Source organism: Lentzea californiensis (assembly GCF_024648825.1).
Taxonomy (GTDB): Bacteria; Actinomycetota; Actinomycetes; order Mycobacteriales; family Pseudonocardiaceae; genus Lentzea; species Lentzea californiensis.
Genome location: NZ_JANBBE010000002.1, coordinates 411,721 through 428,466, shown reverse-complemented (window position 1 = coordinate 428,466; position 16,746 = coordinate 411,721). Strand labels below are relative to the sequence as shown.

At 69.3% G+C, this 16,746-nt stretch carries 11 protein-coding genes; 3 read left to right on the top strand and 8 right to left on the bottom strand.

The features are described from left to right. Positions 1 to 39: 39 nt before the first annotated feature. A complete protein-coding gene (locus LX88_RS12950) occupies positions 40 to 384 on the top strand; it encodes a VanZ family protein (RefSeq protein ID WP_258948010.1) in 345 nt (114 codons plus the stop codon). Here LX88_RS12950 and LX88_RS12945 read toward each other — a convergent pair. After that, a complete protein-coding gene (locus LX88_RS12945; RefSeq protein WP_258948009.1) occupies positions 332 to 979 on the bottom strand; it encodes a DUF2461 domain-containing protein in 648 nt (215 codons plus the stop codon). The genes LX88_RS12950 and LX88_RS12945 overlap by 53 nt on opposite strands. A gap of 75 nt (positions 980 to 1,054) precedes the next feature. Between LX88_RS12945 and LX88_RS12940 the strand changes: the two genes are divergently transcribed. After that, positions 1,055 to 2,974: a helicase-associated domain-containing protein gene (locus LX88_RS12940; protein ID WP_258948008.1), complete on the top strand. Its 1,920-nt coding sequence runs from the start codon at positions 1,055 to 1,057 to the stop codon at positions 2,972 to 2,974. A 35-nt stretch (positions 2,975 to 3,009) separates the two neighbouring features. On the opposite strand, the gene LX88_RS12935 is transcribed toward LX88_RS12940, so the two are convergent. From LX88_RS12935 to LX88_RS12920, 4 genes are all read right to left on the bottom strand, one after another. Continuing rightward, positions 3,010 to 3,822: a DNA/RNA non-specific endonuclease gene (locus LX88_RS12935; RefSeq protein ID WP_258948007.1), complete on the bottom strand. Its 813-nt coding sequence runs from the start codon at positions 3,820 to 3,822 to the stop codon at positions 3,010 to 3,012. Between the two features lie 158 nt (positions 3,823 to 3,980). Next, positions 3,981 to 5,309: a SulP family inorganic anion transporter gene (locus LX88_RS12930; protein WP_258948006.1), complete on the bottom strand. Its 1,329-nt coding sequence runs from the start codon at positions 5,307 to 5,309 to the stop codon at positions 3,981 to 3,983. A gap of 13 nt (positions 5,310 to 5,322) precedes the next feature. Beyond that, entirely contained in the window at positions 5,323 to 5,895 is a 573-nt protein-coding gene (locus tag LX88_RS12925; RefSeq protein ID WP_258948005.1) for a carbonic anhydrase, read from the bottom strand. Positions 5,896 to 5,952: 57 nt separating this feature from the next. After that, the gene (locus LX88_RS12920; protein WP_258948004.1) at positions 5,953 to 6,270 is read right to left on the bottom strand and encodes a hypothetical protein; all 318 of its coding nucleotides are present in this window, start codon (positions 6,268 to 6,270) and stop codon (positions 5,953 to 5,955) included. Between the two features lie 249 nt (positions 6,271 to 6,519). Here LX88_RS12920 and LX88_RS12915 point away from each other — a divergent pair, with 249 nt between their 5' ends. Beyond that, a complete protein-coding gene (locus tag LX88_RS12915) occupies positions 6,520 to 8,595 on the top strand; it encodes an nSTAND1 domain-containing NTPase (RefSeq protein WP_258948003.1) in 2,076 nt (691 codons plus the stop codon). Positions 8,596 to 8,773: 178 nt separating this feature from the next. On the opposite strand, the gene LX88_RS12910 is transcribed toward LX88_RS12915, so the two are convergent. The 3 genes from LX88_RS12910 to dctA form a co-directional block, all read right to left on the bottom strand. Continuing rightward, the gene (locus LX88_RS12910; protein WP_258948002.1) at positions 8,774 to 10,279 is read right to left on the bottom strand and encodes a glutamate synthase subunit beta; all 1,506 of its coding nucleotides are present in this window, start codon (positions 10,277 to 10,279) and stop codon (positions 8,774 to 8,776) included. Beyond that, entirely contained in the window at positions 10,272 to 14,795 is a 4,524-nt protein-coding gene (gltB, locus tag LX88_RS12905; protein WP_258948001.1) for a glutamate synthase large subunit, read from the bottom strand. Before gltB ends, LX88_RS12910 begins: the two co-directional genes overlap by 8 nt. A 543-nt stretch (positions 14,796 to 15,338) precedes the next feature. Then, complete coding sequence (dctA, locus tag LX88_RS12900; RefSeq protein ID WP_258948000.1) at positions 15,339 to 16,700, bottom strand: C4-dicarboxylate transporter DctA; 1,362 nt, start codon at positions 16,698 to 16,700, stop codon at positions 15,339 to 15,341. Positions 16,701 to 16,746 lie beyond the last annotated feature (46 nt).

The following is a 16,746-nucleotide window of genomic DNA, read 5'->3' as shown; positions in this document are numbered from 1 at the left end:
TGGAACGATCCCGAACTACTCCTCGGTAATGTTCTGACAATGGGTCGAGTACTTCCGTTCGTGATCGCGGCGTCGCTCAGCGTCGTCGTGTTGTTCACCCCCGCGTCAGGTGTGCCGAGCTCTCCGCCCGGCACGGACAAGGTGGTGCACACGGTGCTGTTCGCCCTGCTCGCGTTCACCGGCCTGTACGCGAAGATTCCTCACATTTTGCTCGCGCTGGTGGCCTACGCAGGCATTTCAGAAGTACTCCAGCAGGTCATCACGCCGTTGCACCGCAGCGGCGACGTGCTGGACGCGCTGGTGGACGTGCTCGGGATCGGTCTCGGCTGGGCTATCGCCTCGGCTGTTCGCTCACTCCGACGTGGTCCTCGCACCACGCGTTGAACTCCCTGAGCTGCCTCCACGACTTGCGCACGCGGTCGAGGCAGCCCGGCTCGTGCAGCACGTCGTCCGGCTCCCACACCTTGCGCACGTAGATCGACCGGTGCCGGAGCAGGTCGAGGTGCGGGTGGTCGTCGGCGAACCCGCGCGGCTTCGACTTCATCACGTCGCCGGCCAGTTGCCAGCCCTGCTTCAGCAGCTTGTCCACGATCTTGCGCAGCAGGACGCCGTGCGCGTCGACCGAGGCCCGGTAGCGGGCGAGCTGGTCGGACTGCATGTGGAACGAGCCGCCGCCGGTCATCAGGCCCTCGGGACTGAGCTGCACGTAGTACGCGCCGCCGCCGCGACCCTTCTCGATCACGGCGCCGCAGTGGTCCTTGTACGGCGTCTTGTCCTTGGCGAACCGCACGTCGCGGTACGGGCGGAAGATCTTGCCCTCACCGAACTCCTTCTCCAGCGCGAGCATCAGCGCCTCCATCGGGGCGCGCACGTCGCGCAGGTAGGTCTCCTTGTTGTCGTCCCAGTACGCCTTCGAGTTGTCGAGGACCAGGCCGTCGTAGAAGTCAATGGCGTACTCGCCGAAACCGTCGAACGTCACCGAGTCAGCCTAGGCGGATCGCCCATGTGCGTGAAAATTCGTTTGAGTGCGCACAACCAGGCCATAATTCGATGAATGCCCCGCCGTATCAACGCGCTCGCGACCTGGCTCCTCCGACTCGGGCCGGACGAGGTGGCCGCGGTGCTGATGCACCGCCGTGATGTCGCCGACCGCCACATCCGGACGCTGAAGGACCTGGCGACGCAGCTGACCGACTCCGATTCGGTGCACGCCGCCGAGGACACGCTCGACCAGGGCGCGATCGACCTGCTCGGTGTGATCGTGGCGCAGAACAACACCGGCACGGCCGACACGGTGTGCGCCGAGCTGCGGTGCTCGGCCGGCGACTTCGAGCGGGCGTTCGGCGAGCTGAGGCAACGGGCGCTGGCCTGGCCCGAAGGACCGCGGCTCGTCGCGGTGAACTCGGTGCGCGCGAACGGCGCGGCGGAGGGGCGGCTGACGTCGCGGCCGAAGGCCCCCGGCACGCGCAGGGCGTCCGAGACCTCACCGATCGTCGCCGCGATGTCCACTGTGGACGGAGTGGCGCGGCTGCTGGCGCACTGCGAGCAGGACACGTTCGACGCCCGCTACACCGGTGGCGTGGCGACCGTGGAGATCCGGCGGGTCGCCAGGGCGCTGCGGGTCGCGGACGGCGTGCTGCGGCTGTGGCTGGAGCTCGCGGCCGAGGCGCAGCTGCTCGGGGTGGAACGGTCGCGGCTGCTGCCGACCACGCAGGGCGACGCGTGGCTCGGCTCGCAACCCGGGCCGCGGCTCTCGGCGCTGGTCGCGGCCTGGCGGAGGATGGACTGGCGGCCGGAGCCGGACCTCGCGCGGGCGGCGTTGCGCGACTACACCGGTGCCGCCGGGCTGGCGCTGCGGCGCGGTGTGCTGGAACGGTTCTCCGCCGAGGAGGCCTTCACGAACACCGGTGAACTCGTCGAGGACCTGGCCTGGGAACGCCCCGCCGTGCACGACCTGCGGGCGACGGCGGCGGTGATCGGTGAGATGGAGTCGCTGGGCCTGGTGGCCGGTGGAGCGCTCACGCCGCTGGGGGTGGCGGTGCGGCAAGGCGGGGACGTCGACGGCGCGGCCGCCGCGTTGATGCCGGCGGCGACGGAGAAGGCCGCGTTCCAGACGGACATGACCGCGGTCGTGAACGGGCTGCCGTCGCCGGAGCTGAGCGCGACGCTGAACCTGGTGGCGGACCTGGAGGACAACGACGCGGCACGGGTGTGGCGGCTGTCCGCCGGCACGGTGCGGCGCGCGCTGGACACAGGACTGTCGGCCGACGAGGTGCTCGCGCGGCTCGCAGCAGTGTCCGAAGCCGCTCTGCCGCAGGTGATCGAGTACCAGGTGCACGACGTGGCCAGGCGGCACGGGCAGCTCACGGTGACGGACGTGGCGAGCTGCGTGCGGGCCTCGGATCCCCTGCTGCTGCAGGAGATCGTGAAGTCGAAGCGGCTCGGTTCGCTGAAGCTGCGGTTCCTCGCGCCGACCGTCCTGGCGTCGGACCGGCCGATGGCCGAGACGCTCGCGGTCTTACGCCGGTGCGGGTACGCGCCGACCGGGCTGGACGCGGGCGAGAAGTCCGTCGCGGAGACCGTCGAACGGCTGCGGGCACCGGCTCGTGGCGAGCGCCGCGAGGAACGGTGGTGGCGCACCGAGATGAACGACGTGGAGCTGGCCCAGCTCGCGGTCCGGCTGGTCGAGCAGGAACGGCCGAGCGCGGGGCGGGGCACCCCGCGGGCCGACGCGGCGCGGATCCTGCGCGACCAGAACGTCTTCCTGCGCGACGAAGAGGTCGTGCTGCTGTCCTCCGCGCTGGTCGACGGGAGCCGCGTCGAGATCAAGTACGCGAGCGGCCCGCGCCAGACCGAGACGCACGTGATCGTGCCGGCCAAGCACCTCGAAGGTGTGCTGAGCGCGGACTGCGAGGACGGTACGAGCCGGGAGTTCTCCATCGGGCACGTCCGCAAGGTCGCGCTGCCGGAGTGAACAGCGCCTCGAAGAACTGCGTCAGGGCCTGACCATCACCACCTGATGTCGGCGAGGCCGTCCAGCGGCTTGCGCTCGGTCTCGCCCAGCAGTTGCACCGACGCGGTGTCGGCGGCGTGCAGCTCGGCCGGGAACGTGAGGCTCACGCGCTTCTCCAGCTCGGTCAGCGACACCTGGAACACCCGGAACTCGTCCAGGTCGAGGGCCTCGGCCAGCACGATGTTCTGGGTGAGCAGGAACGCGCTGCAGCGCAGTTCGCCGTCCACCACGAACGCGATCGCCTTGTAGAACTCGCGCGGGATCGCGACGCTGCGGAAGATCCTGTCGTCGGCGTTGAAGACCGGGCCGCCGTAGACGCTGACCTTGAGGTTGTCGACGTCGACGTCCGCGAGCACCGCGTCCTCGAGCCTGCCCCAGAGCCCTTCCTTGGTGCTCTGGTTGAAGTCGTCCATCTGCGGCGTGATGTTCGTGAAGAAGAACGAGTCCCTGTTCGCCTTCTGCGCCTCGGCCTTCGGGCCCCAGCACAGGTCGGCGCGGCGGGCGAGGTGGCCGCGGTCGAGCCGGTTGTCGCGGTAGAGCTCGTCGCCGGTCTGGAACGCGGCCGGGATGCGCGGGTCCTTGACGAACGGGATGCCGGTGCGGCTCAGCGCCTTCATCTCGCCGCCGTCGATGTTCCACGCGACCCAGCTCGCGAACTTGCGGGACTTGCTCATCGCGAGCGAGAAGTGCGTGTAGTCGATCGTGGTCGAGCCGTCGAGCTCGACCGCGTCGGCCGCTCCCGACTCGGTGAGGACGGGGATCCCGGCGGTGGTGCCGAGGAACTTCGCGTCGAAGCCTGCGCTGGTCATGTGTCGCCCCCTACTGGTTCATCTGCAGGGTCGACATCTCCCACAGGGCCGTTAGCCCGGTACACCCGAACGGCCCAGTGTTCACCAGCTCTTCCAGGCGAGTTCTCCGGCGAAGCGCTGGGGAGGTGCCGCGACCACGCGGTCGCGGCACCTCCCGCCTACCTGCCGACCAGTTCGACGGTCCTGCCCGCCCGCCGGGACTGGTCCACCCACTGGTCGATGGCCTGCCCGCAGGCCTGGTCGAGGTGCCGGACCCCGCTCAGGTCCATCCGGACGTGCTCCCGGTCGACGCGGTCGAGCTCGTCCAGCAGCACGGGCAACCGCAGGAACGTCGCGTTGCCGCGCAACGCCACCCCCTCCGGCGTCACGACGACCGACAGCCTGGACACGTCCCACGCCGTCTTGACGACGGCGGCCAGCAGGCCGGCCACGGTGCCGGTGAGCAGGTCGGTGCCCACGATGAGCCCGGCGGTCAGCACGAAGATGAAGCCCTCGGCCTTGTCCGTGCGCCACAACGTGACCACCTCGCGCAGCCCGAGCAGCTTCCACCCGGCGTGCACCAGCACCGCCGCCAGCACGGCGACCGGGATGAGCGTCAGCAACCCCGGCAGCAGCACCACGAACAGCAGCAGCCACACGCCGTGCAGCACCCTGGACGCCTTCGTCCGGGCTCCGGCCGACACGTTGGCCGCGCTGCGCACGATCACGGCCGTCATGGGCAACGCGCCGAGCAGGCCGCAGAGCGTGTTGCCCACGCCCTGCGCGACCAGTTCCTTGTTGTACCGCGTGCGCGGCCCGTCGTGCATGCGGTCGACGGCCGCGGCGCTGAACATCGACTCGGCGGACGCGACGAGGGCGAACACCACCGCCGTGCCGATGACCCCGGTGTTCAGCAACGAGAAGTCGGGCAGGTGCACGTCCGCCGACAACGTGCCGACGTTGATCCGGTCGACCGGCGAGGCGAACGCCGCCGCCAGGCCGGTGCAGACGACCACGCCGACCAGGATGCCCGGTACGACGCGCATCGGGCTTCGCTGCCACAGCAACATGATCAGCACCGTGAGCAGGCCGAGTGCCAGTGCGACCGGCGAGACGACCAGGTGCCTGAGCTGACCGAGGATCAGCACCAGGCCGATGCCCGCGAGCATGCCCTGCACCACGGACGGGGAGATCGCGCGGAACCAGCGTCCGCACCTGGCTAAGCCCAGCGCCACCTGCAGCAGGCCGGCGCCGAGCACGATCACGCCCAGCGCCGCGATCCCGTGCCGGGAGACGGCGTCCGCCACCAGCACCGTCAAACCGGCGGCCGGTCCGCTCACCTGCATCGTGCTGCCCGGCAGCAGGCCGACGACGATGCCGCCGACCACGCCGGTCACGATGCCGAGCTCGGCCGGCACTCCGGACGCCACCGCCACGCCCACGCACAGCGGCAGCGCCACGAGGAACACGACGACCGATGCGCCGAGATCGGTCCAGTACTTCTTCATCACGTCGGAACCCCTACAGCGGAAGGAAGGCGTGCTCGGCACACGCGGAGACCTGGCCGGTCTCGATGTCGTAGAACCAGCCGTGGACGCGCAACTCACCCGAGGCGACCTTGTCCGCCACGAACGGGTACGCCAGCAGGACCTCCAGCTGGGCGCGCACGTGGTCCTGTCCTTCCGCGCGCATCGCCGGGTCGGACGACGTGCGCGGCCGCCCGGGACGCAGCCAGCCGCGCATGGCGGGCAGGTGGTCGATGCCACCGCCGTGCAGCGCGCCGACCGCACCGCAGTGCGAGTGGCCGCAGACGACGATCTCGCTGACGCCGAGCTGCAGCACGGCGAACTCGATCGTGGCCATCTCACTGCTGGGCGCGGTCAGCGAATAGGGCGGGATCACGTTGCCCGCGGTCCGGAGTTCGAACAACGAACCGGGCTCGGCGCCCGTGATCGCGGCCGTCACGATGCGCGAATCGGCACACGTGATGAACATCGTGGTGGGTTGCTGACCTGCGGCGAGCTTGCGGCCGAGCGCACGGGAACGCGATGCGGCGTGTGCGCGGGCATGCTGAACAAAGCGATGGAAGTCCATGGGAGTCCCTCACTGCTAAGTGAAAAGTGTTCGATTTACCGGCGGGTCGGGGACCGCTCAGTTCCGGAACACCTGCAGCGCGGGAGGTGTACGCCAGACCACCATTGGTTCGGCATTGGACACGAGAACGAGAACACCGGGAACGGCGCGCGGGGTGAACACCGTGAAGAACGTCGGACGGGCCACGCTGGACGTGCGGTCGACGGACGCGACCAGCAGGCGCAGGCGGCTCGGCTCGCGCTCCTCGCGAGGCGCTTCCTCCTTGGGGGCAGAGGTCTTCGACTTCGGCGGCGGCGCGCCGATCGACACGGTCGAGACGGCCGGGGTGAGCACGGCGCACAGGGCGACGACGACGGCGAGAAGAACACTGCGCATGCTTCACCCCCCGACTGAGTTGATCTACAGCTATCAGTTTCGCCCGAAGTGGACAAGCTTCGCGATATACGAGACTGAGTTCGCCCGCATCACACAGAAATTTCACCCGAAAGTGTTTCCGGTTTCACGGAAACGTATGTATGCACAGAGTGATCCTCGCGCGTTGGAGATGTGCCAATTAGTGGACAACCGGCCACCGATCCCTGCCAGATCTGCACAATCGGTGACCGAATGCCAAAGGAGGCCGTCGTGGCGAGGGTTTTCATCAGCCACGCGACGCAGAATGTGGCGATCGCGACACAGATCCGGGACTGGCTCGACCGAGACCACGAAACTTTTCTGGAAGTTCATCCCGACGACGGGATTCAGGTGGGTGAAGCGTGGCGCGAGCGTTTGCACATCGAACTGCGCAAGGCGGACGCCGTCGTCTGCGTCGTCAGCGAGGCGTCGGTCGTGTCGAGCTGGTGCACCGCCGAGGTCGCCATCGCGGACGCGCTCGGGTGCCTCCTGCTGCCGGTGCAGCTCGGCGGCGTCATCCACCCGCTGATCGGGCACCTCAACCACATCCCGCACGCCACCGCCCGCGAGCAGCTGGAGAAGGCGCTGCGGCAGTTCGACGCCGGTGGCCGCAAGCTCGCGAAGGACCAGGAGCCGTTCCCCGGCCTGGACGCGTTCAGCACGGCGCTGAGCGCGGTGTTCTTCGGCCGGGACACCGAGACGCGTGCGCTCGCCCGCAGGGTGCGCCGCGGACCAGGCCTGCTCGCCGTCGTCGGCCCGTCCGGCTGCGGCAAGTCGTCGCTGGTCCGGGCAGGTCTGCTGGCCCAGCTGGCGGACGACCCGCGCTGGCTCGTCATGCCGCCGTGGCTACCGGGCAACGACCCGCTCGACGCGCTCGCCCGCGCGGTGCGCAAGACCGCCGAACGCGTCGGCCTCGGCTGGACGCTGGCCGAGACCAAGGACCGGCTCGTCCTCGACGGGCTGCGCGGCGTGGCCCAGGAGCTCGTGGACGAGGACCGCAGGCTGCTGATCACCATCGACCAGGCGGAGGAGCTCTTCACCCGCACCGGCGAGAAGGACCGCCAGATCGTCGCGAGCCTGCTCAGGGAAGCGTTTGCGGACAACGTGCGGGTGATCGCCACGCTGCGGTCGGAGTTCCTGGACGACCTGCGGGCGTTGCCCGAACTGAGCGGCGTCCACCTCGGCGGCTACGTGCTGGCGCCGCTGGCGAGAGAGGTCCTCAACGTCGTGATCACCGGCCCTGCCCGCGTGGCCGGGCTCAAGGTGCACCCGGAGCTCGTCGCGCGCCTGGTCGAGGACACGGCGAGCGGTGAGGCACTGCCGTTGCTCGCGTTCACGTTGCAGCACCTGGCGATGGGCGTGCCCCGAGGCGGCACCCTGTCCAGCGAACGGTACGAGCACCTCGGCGGCGTGCACGGCGCACTCGCCCGTCACGCCGACGACGTGCTCGACAGCGCCGTGGCGGAGACCGGGACGGGCAAGGAGGACCTGCTCGCCCGGCTGGCGTCCCTGGCCACGCTCGACCACACCGGCAGTCCGACCCGCAAACGCGTCAGCCTGGCCCAGCTGGACGCCCACACCCGTGACGCGTTCGAGGTGTTCGTCCGGCACCGCCTGCTCACCGCGAGCGGCGACCAGCAGGGCCGCTGGATCGGCGTGGCGCACGAGGCGTTGTTCACCGAGTGGCTGCCGCTGCGCGACGCGATCGACGAACGCCAGATCGGCCTGCGCGCGGCCCAGTCCGTCGAGCTGGACGCGTCGCAGTGGACAGAGGGCGAGCGCGCCGACCACCTGCTGCTCAACGAGGACACGTTCGCCGCCATCTCACCGCTGGTGGCCGACGACGACCTCTCCCCCGACGCCCTGCGGTTCCTCGCCGTGAGCCGCGACCGGATCCACACGCTGCGGCACGAACGCCGGCGCGACCGCAGGCGCACGGTCAGCTGGCTGGCGGTGTTCCTGGTGGCCGCGGTCGGTGCGGCGGGACTCGCCGCCGCCCAGTGGTACAACGCCGGCGTCGACCGCGACAAGGCGACAGCGCGCGCACTCGTCGCGCAGGCACAGGTCGCGCGCGTTTCCTCACCGCGGCTGGCACTGCGCCTCGGCTTGGCGGCGCACGCGGTGGCGCCCAGCCCGGACACGAGCGCCGAACTGGCCACCACGTTGCTCCGTTCGTTCGGAGAGGCGGCGCCTGGCGGCCTGTCCGTCCGCGCCTGCGAGGTCGCGGCCGGTGGCCTCAGCCCGCACGAGTGGCGGAAGCACCTGCCGGAACTGGCCTACCGCGACACCTGCCCGGCTAGCGGGTGATGCCGAACTTCTCCTCCACCAGGTCCCAGAACGCGGGCACGGCCTCTTCCACCGGGGCACCCCTGAACTCGCCCTGGATCGGCCACATGTGCCCGACCCTGAAGAAAGGCGAACGCCCCGCGCGACTTCGTTGTCGCGCGGGGCGTTCATGCTGCTCCCCGCAGGCCGGACGCCGTTGTCAGACCACAGCGAGCGGAAGCTGGTTCGGGATCACCGGCGAAGGCAGGTTCGAGGAACCCGTGAGGAAGCTGTCCACGGCGTTCGCCACGGACCGCCCCTCCGCGATCGCCCACACCACGAGCGAAGCGCCGCGGTGGGCGTCGCCGCAGACGAACACGCCGGGCGCGGTCGTCTGCCAGTCGGAGCCGCACGAGATCGTGCCGCGCTGCGTCAGGGAGATGCCCAGGTCGTCGAGCAACCGCATGTGCTCGACGCCCTCGAAGCCGATCGCCAGCAGGACCATGTCCGCGGGCAGCACCTCGACCTCGTCGGTCAGCGGCACCACGGAACGGCGGCCGGACGAGTCCTTCTCGACGCGCACCTGCTGCAGCTCGATGAAGCGCACGTGGCCGTCGTCGTCGCCCACGAAACGCTTGACCGCCACGGTGAAGCGGCGTTCGCCGGCCTCCTCGTGCGCGGGGTACGTGCGCAGGATGTGCGGCCACACCGGCCAAGGCGAACGGTCGTCGTCGCGGACCGACGGCGGCATCGGGTACTGGTCGAGCTGCGTCACGGACAGCGCGCCCTGGCGGGTCGCGGTGCCGTAGCAGTCGGCGCCGGTGTCGCCACCGCCGATGACGATGACGTGCTTGCCCTCGGCCGAGATCGCGGCCGGGCCGTCGCCTTCGACGGCGCGGTTCGCGGGGACCAGGTGGTCCATCGCGAGGTGCACGCCCTGGAGCTCACGCCCCGGAGTCGTCTTGTCGTCACGGCCCCGCAGCGCGCCCACGGCGAGCACGACCGAGTCGAACTGGGAGCGCAGCTCCTCGACGGTGATGTCGACGCCGACCTCGCAGCCGGTGACGAACTTGGTGCCCTCGCGGCGAAGCTGCGACAGGCGCCGGTCGAGGACCTTCTTCTCCATCTTGAACTCGGGGATGCCGTACCGCAGCAGGCCACCGAGCCGGTCGTCCCGCTCGTACACCACGACCTCGTGGCCCGCGCGGGTCAGCTGCTGCGCGGCGGCGAGTCCGGCGGGGCCGGAACCGACGATCGCGACGCGCTTGCCGGAGGACACCGTCGCCTGGGCCGGCTGCACGTAGCCGTTCTCCCACGAGACGTCCGCGATGGTCTCCTCGACCCGCTTGATCGCGACGGCACCACCGGCGTCGTGCGAGATCGACAGCACGCAGGCGGCCTCACACGGTGCCGGGCACAGACGACCCGTGAACTCCGGGAAGTTGTTGGTGGCGTGCAACCGGTCCGAGGCGAGCTCCCAGTCGCCGCGGCGCACCAGGTCGTTCCACTCGGGGATCAGGTTCCCGAGCGGACAACCCGCCGTTCCGCTGTGGCAGAAGGGAATGCCGCAGTCCATGCACCGCGTGGCCTGCGTGCGCACGGCGTTGTTGCGCTCGACGGGGTCCTCGTGGAGGTAGACCTCGTTCCAGTCCTGCAACCGTTCCGGCTTCGGACGCTTCGGCGCGTCGGACCGGGTGTACTTCATGAATCCCTGTGGATCAGCCACGAGACGCCTCCATGACAGCCGCGTCAACGTCCCGGCCCTCGGCGCGGGCGAGGCGCATGGCCTCGAGAACGCGCTGGTAGTCACCGGGCATGACCTTCGTGAACGCACCGGCCCGGCGGGTCCAGTCACCGAGCAGCGACGCGGCGACGGCAGAACCAGTCGCCTTGTGGTGCTTGGTGACGGCGTCCTTGAGCCAACGCAGGTCCTCGGCGCTGAGGCGCTGCAGATTCACCATCTCCTGGTTCACCGACAGGGGATCCAGGTCGAGCACGTACGCGATGCCACCGGACATGCCGGCCGCGACGTTGCGCCCGGTCGGCCCGAGCACCACTGCCCGGCCACCGGTCATGTATTCGAACGCGTGGTCGCCCACGCCCTCCGCCACCAGCAGCGCGCCGGAGTTGCGGACGCAGAAGCGTTCGCCGACCCGGCCGCGCAGGAAGATCTCACCGGACGTGGCGCCGTAGCCGATCACGTTGCCCGCGATCACCTGGTCCTCGGCGCGGAACGGCGCGTCGTCGTGCGGACGGACGATGATCCGCCCGCCGGACAGGCCCTTGCCGACGTAGTCGTTCGCGTCGCCGACCATCTCCAGCGTGATGCCGCGCGGCAGGAACGCGCCGAGCGACTGGCCCGCCGACCCGGTCAGCTTGACCCGGATCGTGTCGTCCTCCAGGCCCTCGCCGCCGAAGCGGCGGGTGACCTCGGCGCCGAGCAGCGTGCCGACCGTGCGGTTGACGTTGCGGACGGGCAGTTCCAGGGTGACCTGGTGCGCGTCCTCCAGCGCCGCCTCGGCGAGCTGGATCAGGGTGCGGTCCAGGGCCTTGTCGAGGCCGTGGTCCTGGTCGCGGATCTTGCGCTTCGCCGTGGGGTACGGGGTCTCCGGCACCTCGAAGACGGGGTCCAGGTTCAGGCCCGCGGTCTTCCAGTGCTCGATCGCGTCGTCCTTGTCGAGCAGCTCCGCGTGACCGACGGCCTCGTCGATCGTGCGGAAGCCCAGCTCGGCGAGGATCTCGCGAGCCTCCTGCGCGATGAACTCGAAGAAGTTCACGACGTGGTCGGCCTGACCGGTGTAGCGGGCGCGCAGGTCGGGGTTCTGCGTGGCGACGCCGACCGGGCACGTGTCCAGGTGGCAGACGCGCATCATCACGCAGCCCGCGACGATCAGCGGTGCCGTGGCGAAGCCGAACTCCTCGGCGCCGAGCAGAGCCGCGACCACGACGTCGCGGCCGGTGCGCATCGCGCCGTCGACCTGGACGGTGATGCGGTCGCGCAAGCCGTTGAGCAGCAACGTCTGCTGGGTCTCGGCGAGGCCGATCTCCCACGGCGTCCCGGCGTGCTTCAGCGAGTTCATCGGCGAAGCACCGGTGCCGCCGTCGTAGCCGGAGATCAGCACGACGTCCGCGTGGGCCTTGGCCACACCGGCGGCGACCGTGCCGACACCGATCGACGAGACGAGCTTCACGTGAACCCGCGCCTGCTCGTTCGCGTTCTTCAGATCGTGGATGAGTTGCGCCAGGTCCTCGATCGAGTAGATGTCGTGGTGCGGCGGCGGCGAGATCAGGCCGACACCCGGCGTGGAGTGCCGGGTGCGCGCGACCCACGGGTAGACCTTGAAGCCGGGCAGCTGGCCGCCCTCGCCGGGCTTCGCGCCCTGCGCCATCTTGATCTGGATGTCCGTGGAGTTCACGAGGTACTCGCTCGTGACGCCGAACCGTCCACTCGCGACCTGCTTGACCGCGGAACGGCGCTCCGGGTCGTACAGGCGCTCGCGGTCCTCGCCGCCCTCACCGCTGTTCGAGCGACCGCCGAGGCGGTTCATCGCGATGGCGAGGGTCTCGTGCGCCTCGGCCGAGATCGAGCCGTACGACATGGCGCCGGTGTTGAAGCGCTTGACGATCGAGCTGACGGGCTCGACCTCGTCGATCGGGATCGGCGTGCGGCCCTCGCCCCGGAACTTGAACAGACCGCGCAACGTGCCGCCCTGCCGGGAGATGCGCTCGACCTCCGCCGTGTACTGGCGGAAGACGTCCTCCTTGCGCGTCTTCGTGGCGTGCTGCAACAGGAACACCGTCTCCGGCGTGAACAGGTGCAGCTCGCCTTCGCGGCGGTACGAGTACTCGCCGCCCACTTCGAGCCTGCGGTGCGCGCGGTCGGTGGGGTTGTCCGGGTACGCGCGGCGGTGGCGCACCGCCACCTCTTCGGCGAGCACCTCCAGGCCGGCGCCGCCGAGCTTCGACTGCGTGCCGGTGAAGTACTCGTCCAGCAGGTCGTTCGACAGGCCGACCGCCTCGAAGATCTGCGCCGCGGTGTAGGCGCCGACGGTCGAGATGCCCATCTTCGACATGATCTTCAGGACGCCCTTGACGAGCGCCTTGACGTAGTTGCGCACGGCCTTGTGCGCGGGCACGCCGGTGATGGCGCCCTGGCTGATCAGGTCCTCGATCGTCTCGAACGCGAGGTACGGGTTCACCGCGGCGGCGCCGTAGCTCAGCAGCGCGGCGACGTGGTGGACCTCGCGGCAGTCACCGGACTCGACGACGAGCGCGACGCGCAGACGTTCCTTGGTGCGCACCAGGTGGTGGTGCACCGAGGAGACGAGCAGCAGCGACGGGATCGGCGCCATGCGGTGGTCGGAGTCGCGGTCGCTCAGGACGAGCGTGCGAGCGCCGTTCGCGATGGCCTCCGACGCCTCGCGGCGCACGCGCTCGATCGCGGCCGTGAGCGCCTCGCCCCCACCATCCACTTCGTACAGTCCGGACAGGACGGTGCAGGCGAAGCCCGGCAGGTCGCCGTCGTCGTTGATGTGGATGAGCTTGGCGAGCTCGTCGTTGTCGATGACCGGGTAGTCGAGCGTCACGTGGCGGCACGAGACGGGGCCGGGGTCGAGCAGGTTCTGCTCGGGGCCCATCACGCGCTTGACGGACGTGACGATCTCCTCGCGGATCGCGTCCAGCGGCGGGTTCGTGACCTGCGCGAAGTTCTGCACGAAGTAGTCGTAGAGCAGCCGGGAGCGCTGGCTGAGCGCCGCGACCGGGGTGTCCGTGCCCATCGAGGCCAGCGGCTCCATGCCCATGATCGACATGGGCGTGAGCAGGATCCGCAGCTCCTCCTCGGTGTAGCCGAAGGTGAGCTGGCGGCGCACGACGGACTCGTGGCTCTGCACCACGTGCTCGCGGTCCTGCAGGTCGGCCAGGTCGAGCAGGCCGGCGTGCAGCCACTCGTCGTAGGGCGACTCCGAGGCCAGCGACGACTTGAACTCCTCGTCGTCGATGATGCGGCCCTGCGTGGTGTCCACGAGGAACATGCGGCCGGGCTGCAGGCGGCCCTTCGCGACGACCTGGTCGGACGGCACGTCGAGCACACCGGTCTCGGATGCCAGCACGACGCGGCCGTCGGCGGTCTGCCACCAGCGGGCGGGACGCAGGCCGTTGCGGTCGAGCACCGCGCCGACGAGCTCACCGTCGGTGAACGTGACACAGGCCGGGCCGTCCCACGGCTCCATCAGCGACGCGTGGAACTGGTAGAACGCGCGGCGCTTCGGGTCCATCGTGGCGTGGTTCTCCCACGCCTCCGGGATCATCATCAGCACCGCGTGCGGGAGGCTGCGGCCGCCGAGGTGCAACAGCTCCAGCACCTCGTCGAACGACGCCGAGTCCGAGCCGTCCGGGTTGCAGATCGGGAACAGCCGGGCGAGGTCGCCCGGGATGAGTTCGCTGTCCAGCAACGCCTCGCGGGCCCGCATGCGGTTGCGGTTGCCGCGGACGGTGTTGATCTCACCGTTGTGCGCGACGAACCGGAACGGGTGCGCGAGCGGCCACGAGGGGAAGGTGTTCGTGGAGAAACGACTGTGCACCAGCGCGATCGCCGAGTACAGGCGCTCGTCGTGCAGGTCGGGGAAGAACGCCGGCAGCTGCGCGGTCGTCAGCATTCCCTTGTAGACGATCGTGCGCGCCGACAGCGACGGGAAGTAGACGCTGCCCTCGTGCTCGACCCGCTTGCGCAGGCAGAACGCCAGGCGGTCCAGGGCGATCCCGGCCTCGTCCCGCGTGCCCTTCACGAACAACTGCGCGAAGTGCGGCGCCACCGACATCGCGGTCGGGCCGACATCGGCCGTCTCAGGATCGACCGGAACGTCGCGCCAGCCGAGAACCACGAGGTTCTCCTGCTCGGCGATGCGTTCGATCTCCTGCATCGCGGTGACGCGTTCTTCGGGTTCAAACGGCAGGAAAGCGATTCCCGCCGCGTAATGGTCGCGTTCCGGGAGCTCGAACTCGACCACAGCACGCAGGAACTCGTCCGGCAGCTGCAAAAGAATGCCAGCACCGTCGCCCGACGTGGGCTCGGCGCCGGCGGCGCCTCGGTGCTCCAGGTTCGCCAGCGCTGTCAAGGCATCGCTCACGATGCCGTGGGAACGCCGGCCCTGGATGTCGGCCACCATGGCGACGCCGCACGCGTCGCGCTCATCAGCCGGGTCGTAGAGACCCTGGGGGCCGGGGATGGCGGAGAAGATCACTGCGCAGACCTCCTTCGTCGTCCTCGCTAAAGAACAAAGTCCTCGTGCTCAGACCTCGAACCAACAGGTGGGAGCACGGGACGACGATGGCCCGCGTGTTGACGCGACTTTAACAGCCGCGAAACCCAGGGACACCCGCCAATGGGTGATCTAGGTCATGGAACTGTAACGATTCCCGACCGGAGAACGACATTGCGGCCAACGTCGGCGTTCGTTACAGCCGGGTAAGCGTAACCGAACGTTCAACTTCGGCCAGCTCGATGAGAGTTGCGCGACATTCCCGGTTTGCCAGTGGATGAGCCGGGTACTGACATGTTTTGGCTGTTCAGCCGCCTGCCGTCCCAGTTAGCGGACGCTCACCTCCTCCAGTCGGAGTCGAGCGGGCGCCGTCCATTCGGGCAGAGCGGGATTGTTCCCTGCCAAACGAGACCGAGGCCCCGTTCACCCCGCGCCGCATGCGGGGAGAGCGGGACCTCGGCATACATGGAGGTCTGAGGTCTCGTGGCCGGAGGCGGGAAGAGTCGCCTCCGGCCACGGACGTCCTCAGTGAGCCGCGACCGGCTCCTTCTTGTCCTCGCCCTCGGCGCCGGTCTGCTGGGCCAGCAGGTCGTCGACGTCGACGCTGTCCGGGTTGTTGAGGACGTACGTCAGGCGCTCCTTGTCGAGGCCCTTCTGCCAGGCGGCGACCACGAGCGACCCGACACCGTTGCCGATCACGTTCGTGATGGCGCGGGCCTCGGACATGAAGCGGTCGATGCCGACGATCAGCGCGATGCCGACCGCGGGGATGGCCGAGTGGGCCTCGAAGGCCTGCAGCGAGGCGGCCAGGGTGACCAGGCCGGCGCCGGTGACGCCCGCCGCGCCCTTCGACGCGATCAGCATGAAGAGCAGCAGGCCGATCTGGACGCCGATCGACACGTCGTTGCCGGTGGCCTGGGCGATGAAGATCGCGCCCATGGTCAGGTAGATGCAGGTGCCGTCGAGGTTGAACGAGTACCCGGTCGGGATGGTGAGGCCGACGACCGACTTCTGGGCGCCCGCCGCCTCCAGCTTGACCATCATGCGCGGCAGCACGGACTCGGACGACGAGGTGCCGAGCACGATCAGGATCTCGTCCTTGATGTAGCGCAGGAACTTGAAGAGGCTGAAGCCCGCGAACTTGGCGACCAGGCCGAGCACCACGATGACGAACAGGATGCAGGTGGCGTAGAACGAGCCCATCAGCCACAGCAGCTTGCCGAGCACGCTGCCGCCGAACTTGCCGACGGTGTAGGCGATGCCGCCGAAGGCACCGATCGGCGCGACGTACATGACGATCTTGATGATGCCGAACATCACCTTGGAGAGCGTCTCCATCGCGGAGACGACCTTGACGCCGCGCTCACCCATGCCGGCGACCGCGACGGCCACGAGGATGGCGACCACGAGCACCTGGATCAGCTGGCCGTCGGTGAACGCGCTGACGAACGACTTGGGCACCAGGCTCAGGATGAAGCCGGTGATGCCCGTCTCCGCGGTCGAGGCGGACTTCAGCGTCGCGTCGGCCTGGCTCGCGTTGAGCGCGATGTCGCCGCCGTGGTGACCCGGCTGCACGATGTTCACGACGATGAGACCGATGGCGAGCGCCACCGTGGTCATCGCGGTGAAGTAGAGGATCGTCTTGAGCGCGAGCCCGCCCGCCTTGGCGAGGTTGCCGAGGCCCGCGATGCCGACGATGATCGTCGCGAAGATGGTCGGCGCGATGACGACCTTCACGAGGTTCACGAACAGGTCGGCGAGCCACTTCATCTCGGACGCCTGTTTGGGGAACAGGAAGCCGACGGCAGCGCCCAGCACGATGGAGACCAGCACCCAGAAGTAGAGGTGCTTGTAGATCGGTTTGCGCCCTGTGGTCGTGGTGGCCACTGTTCCTCCTTGAACTACGTGTTGGACAGAGAGTGAGCCGCGCCAC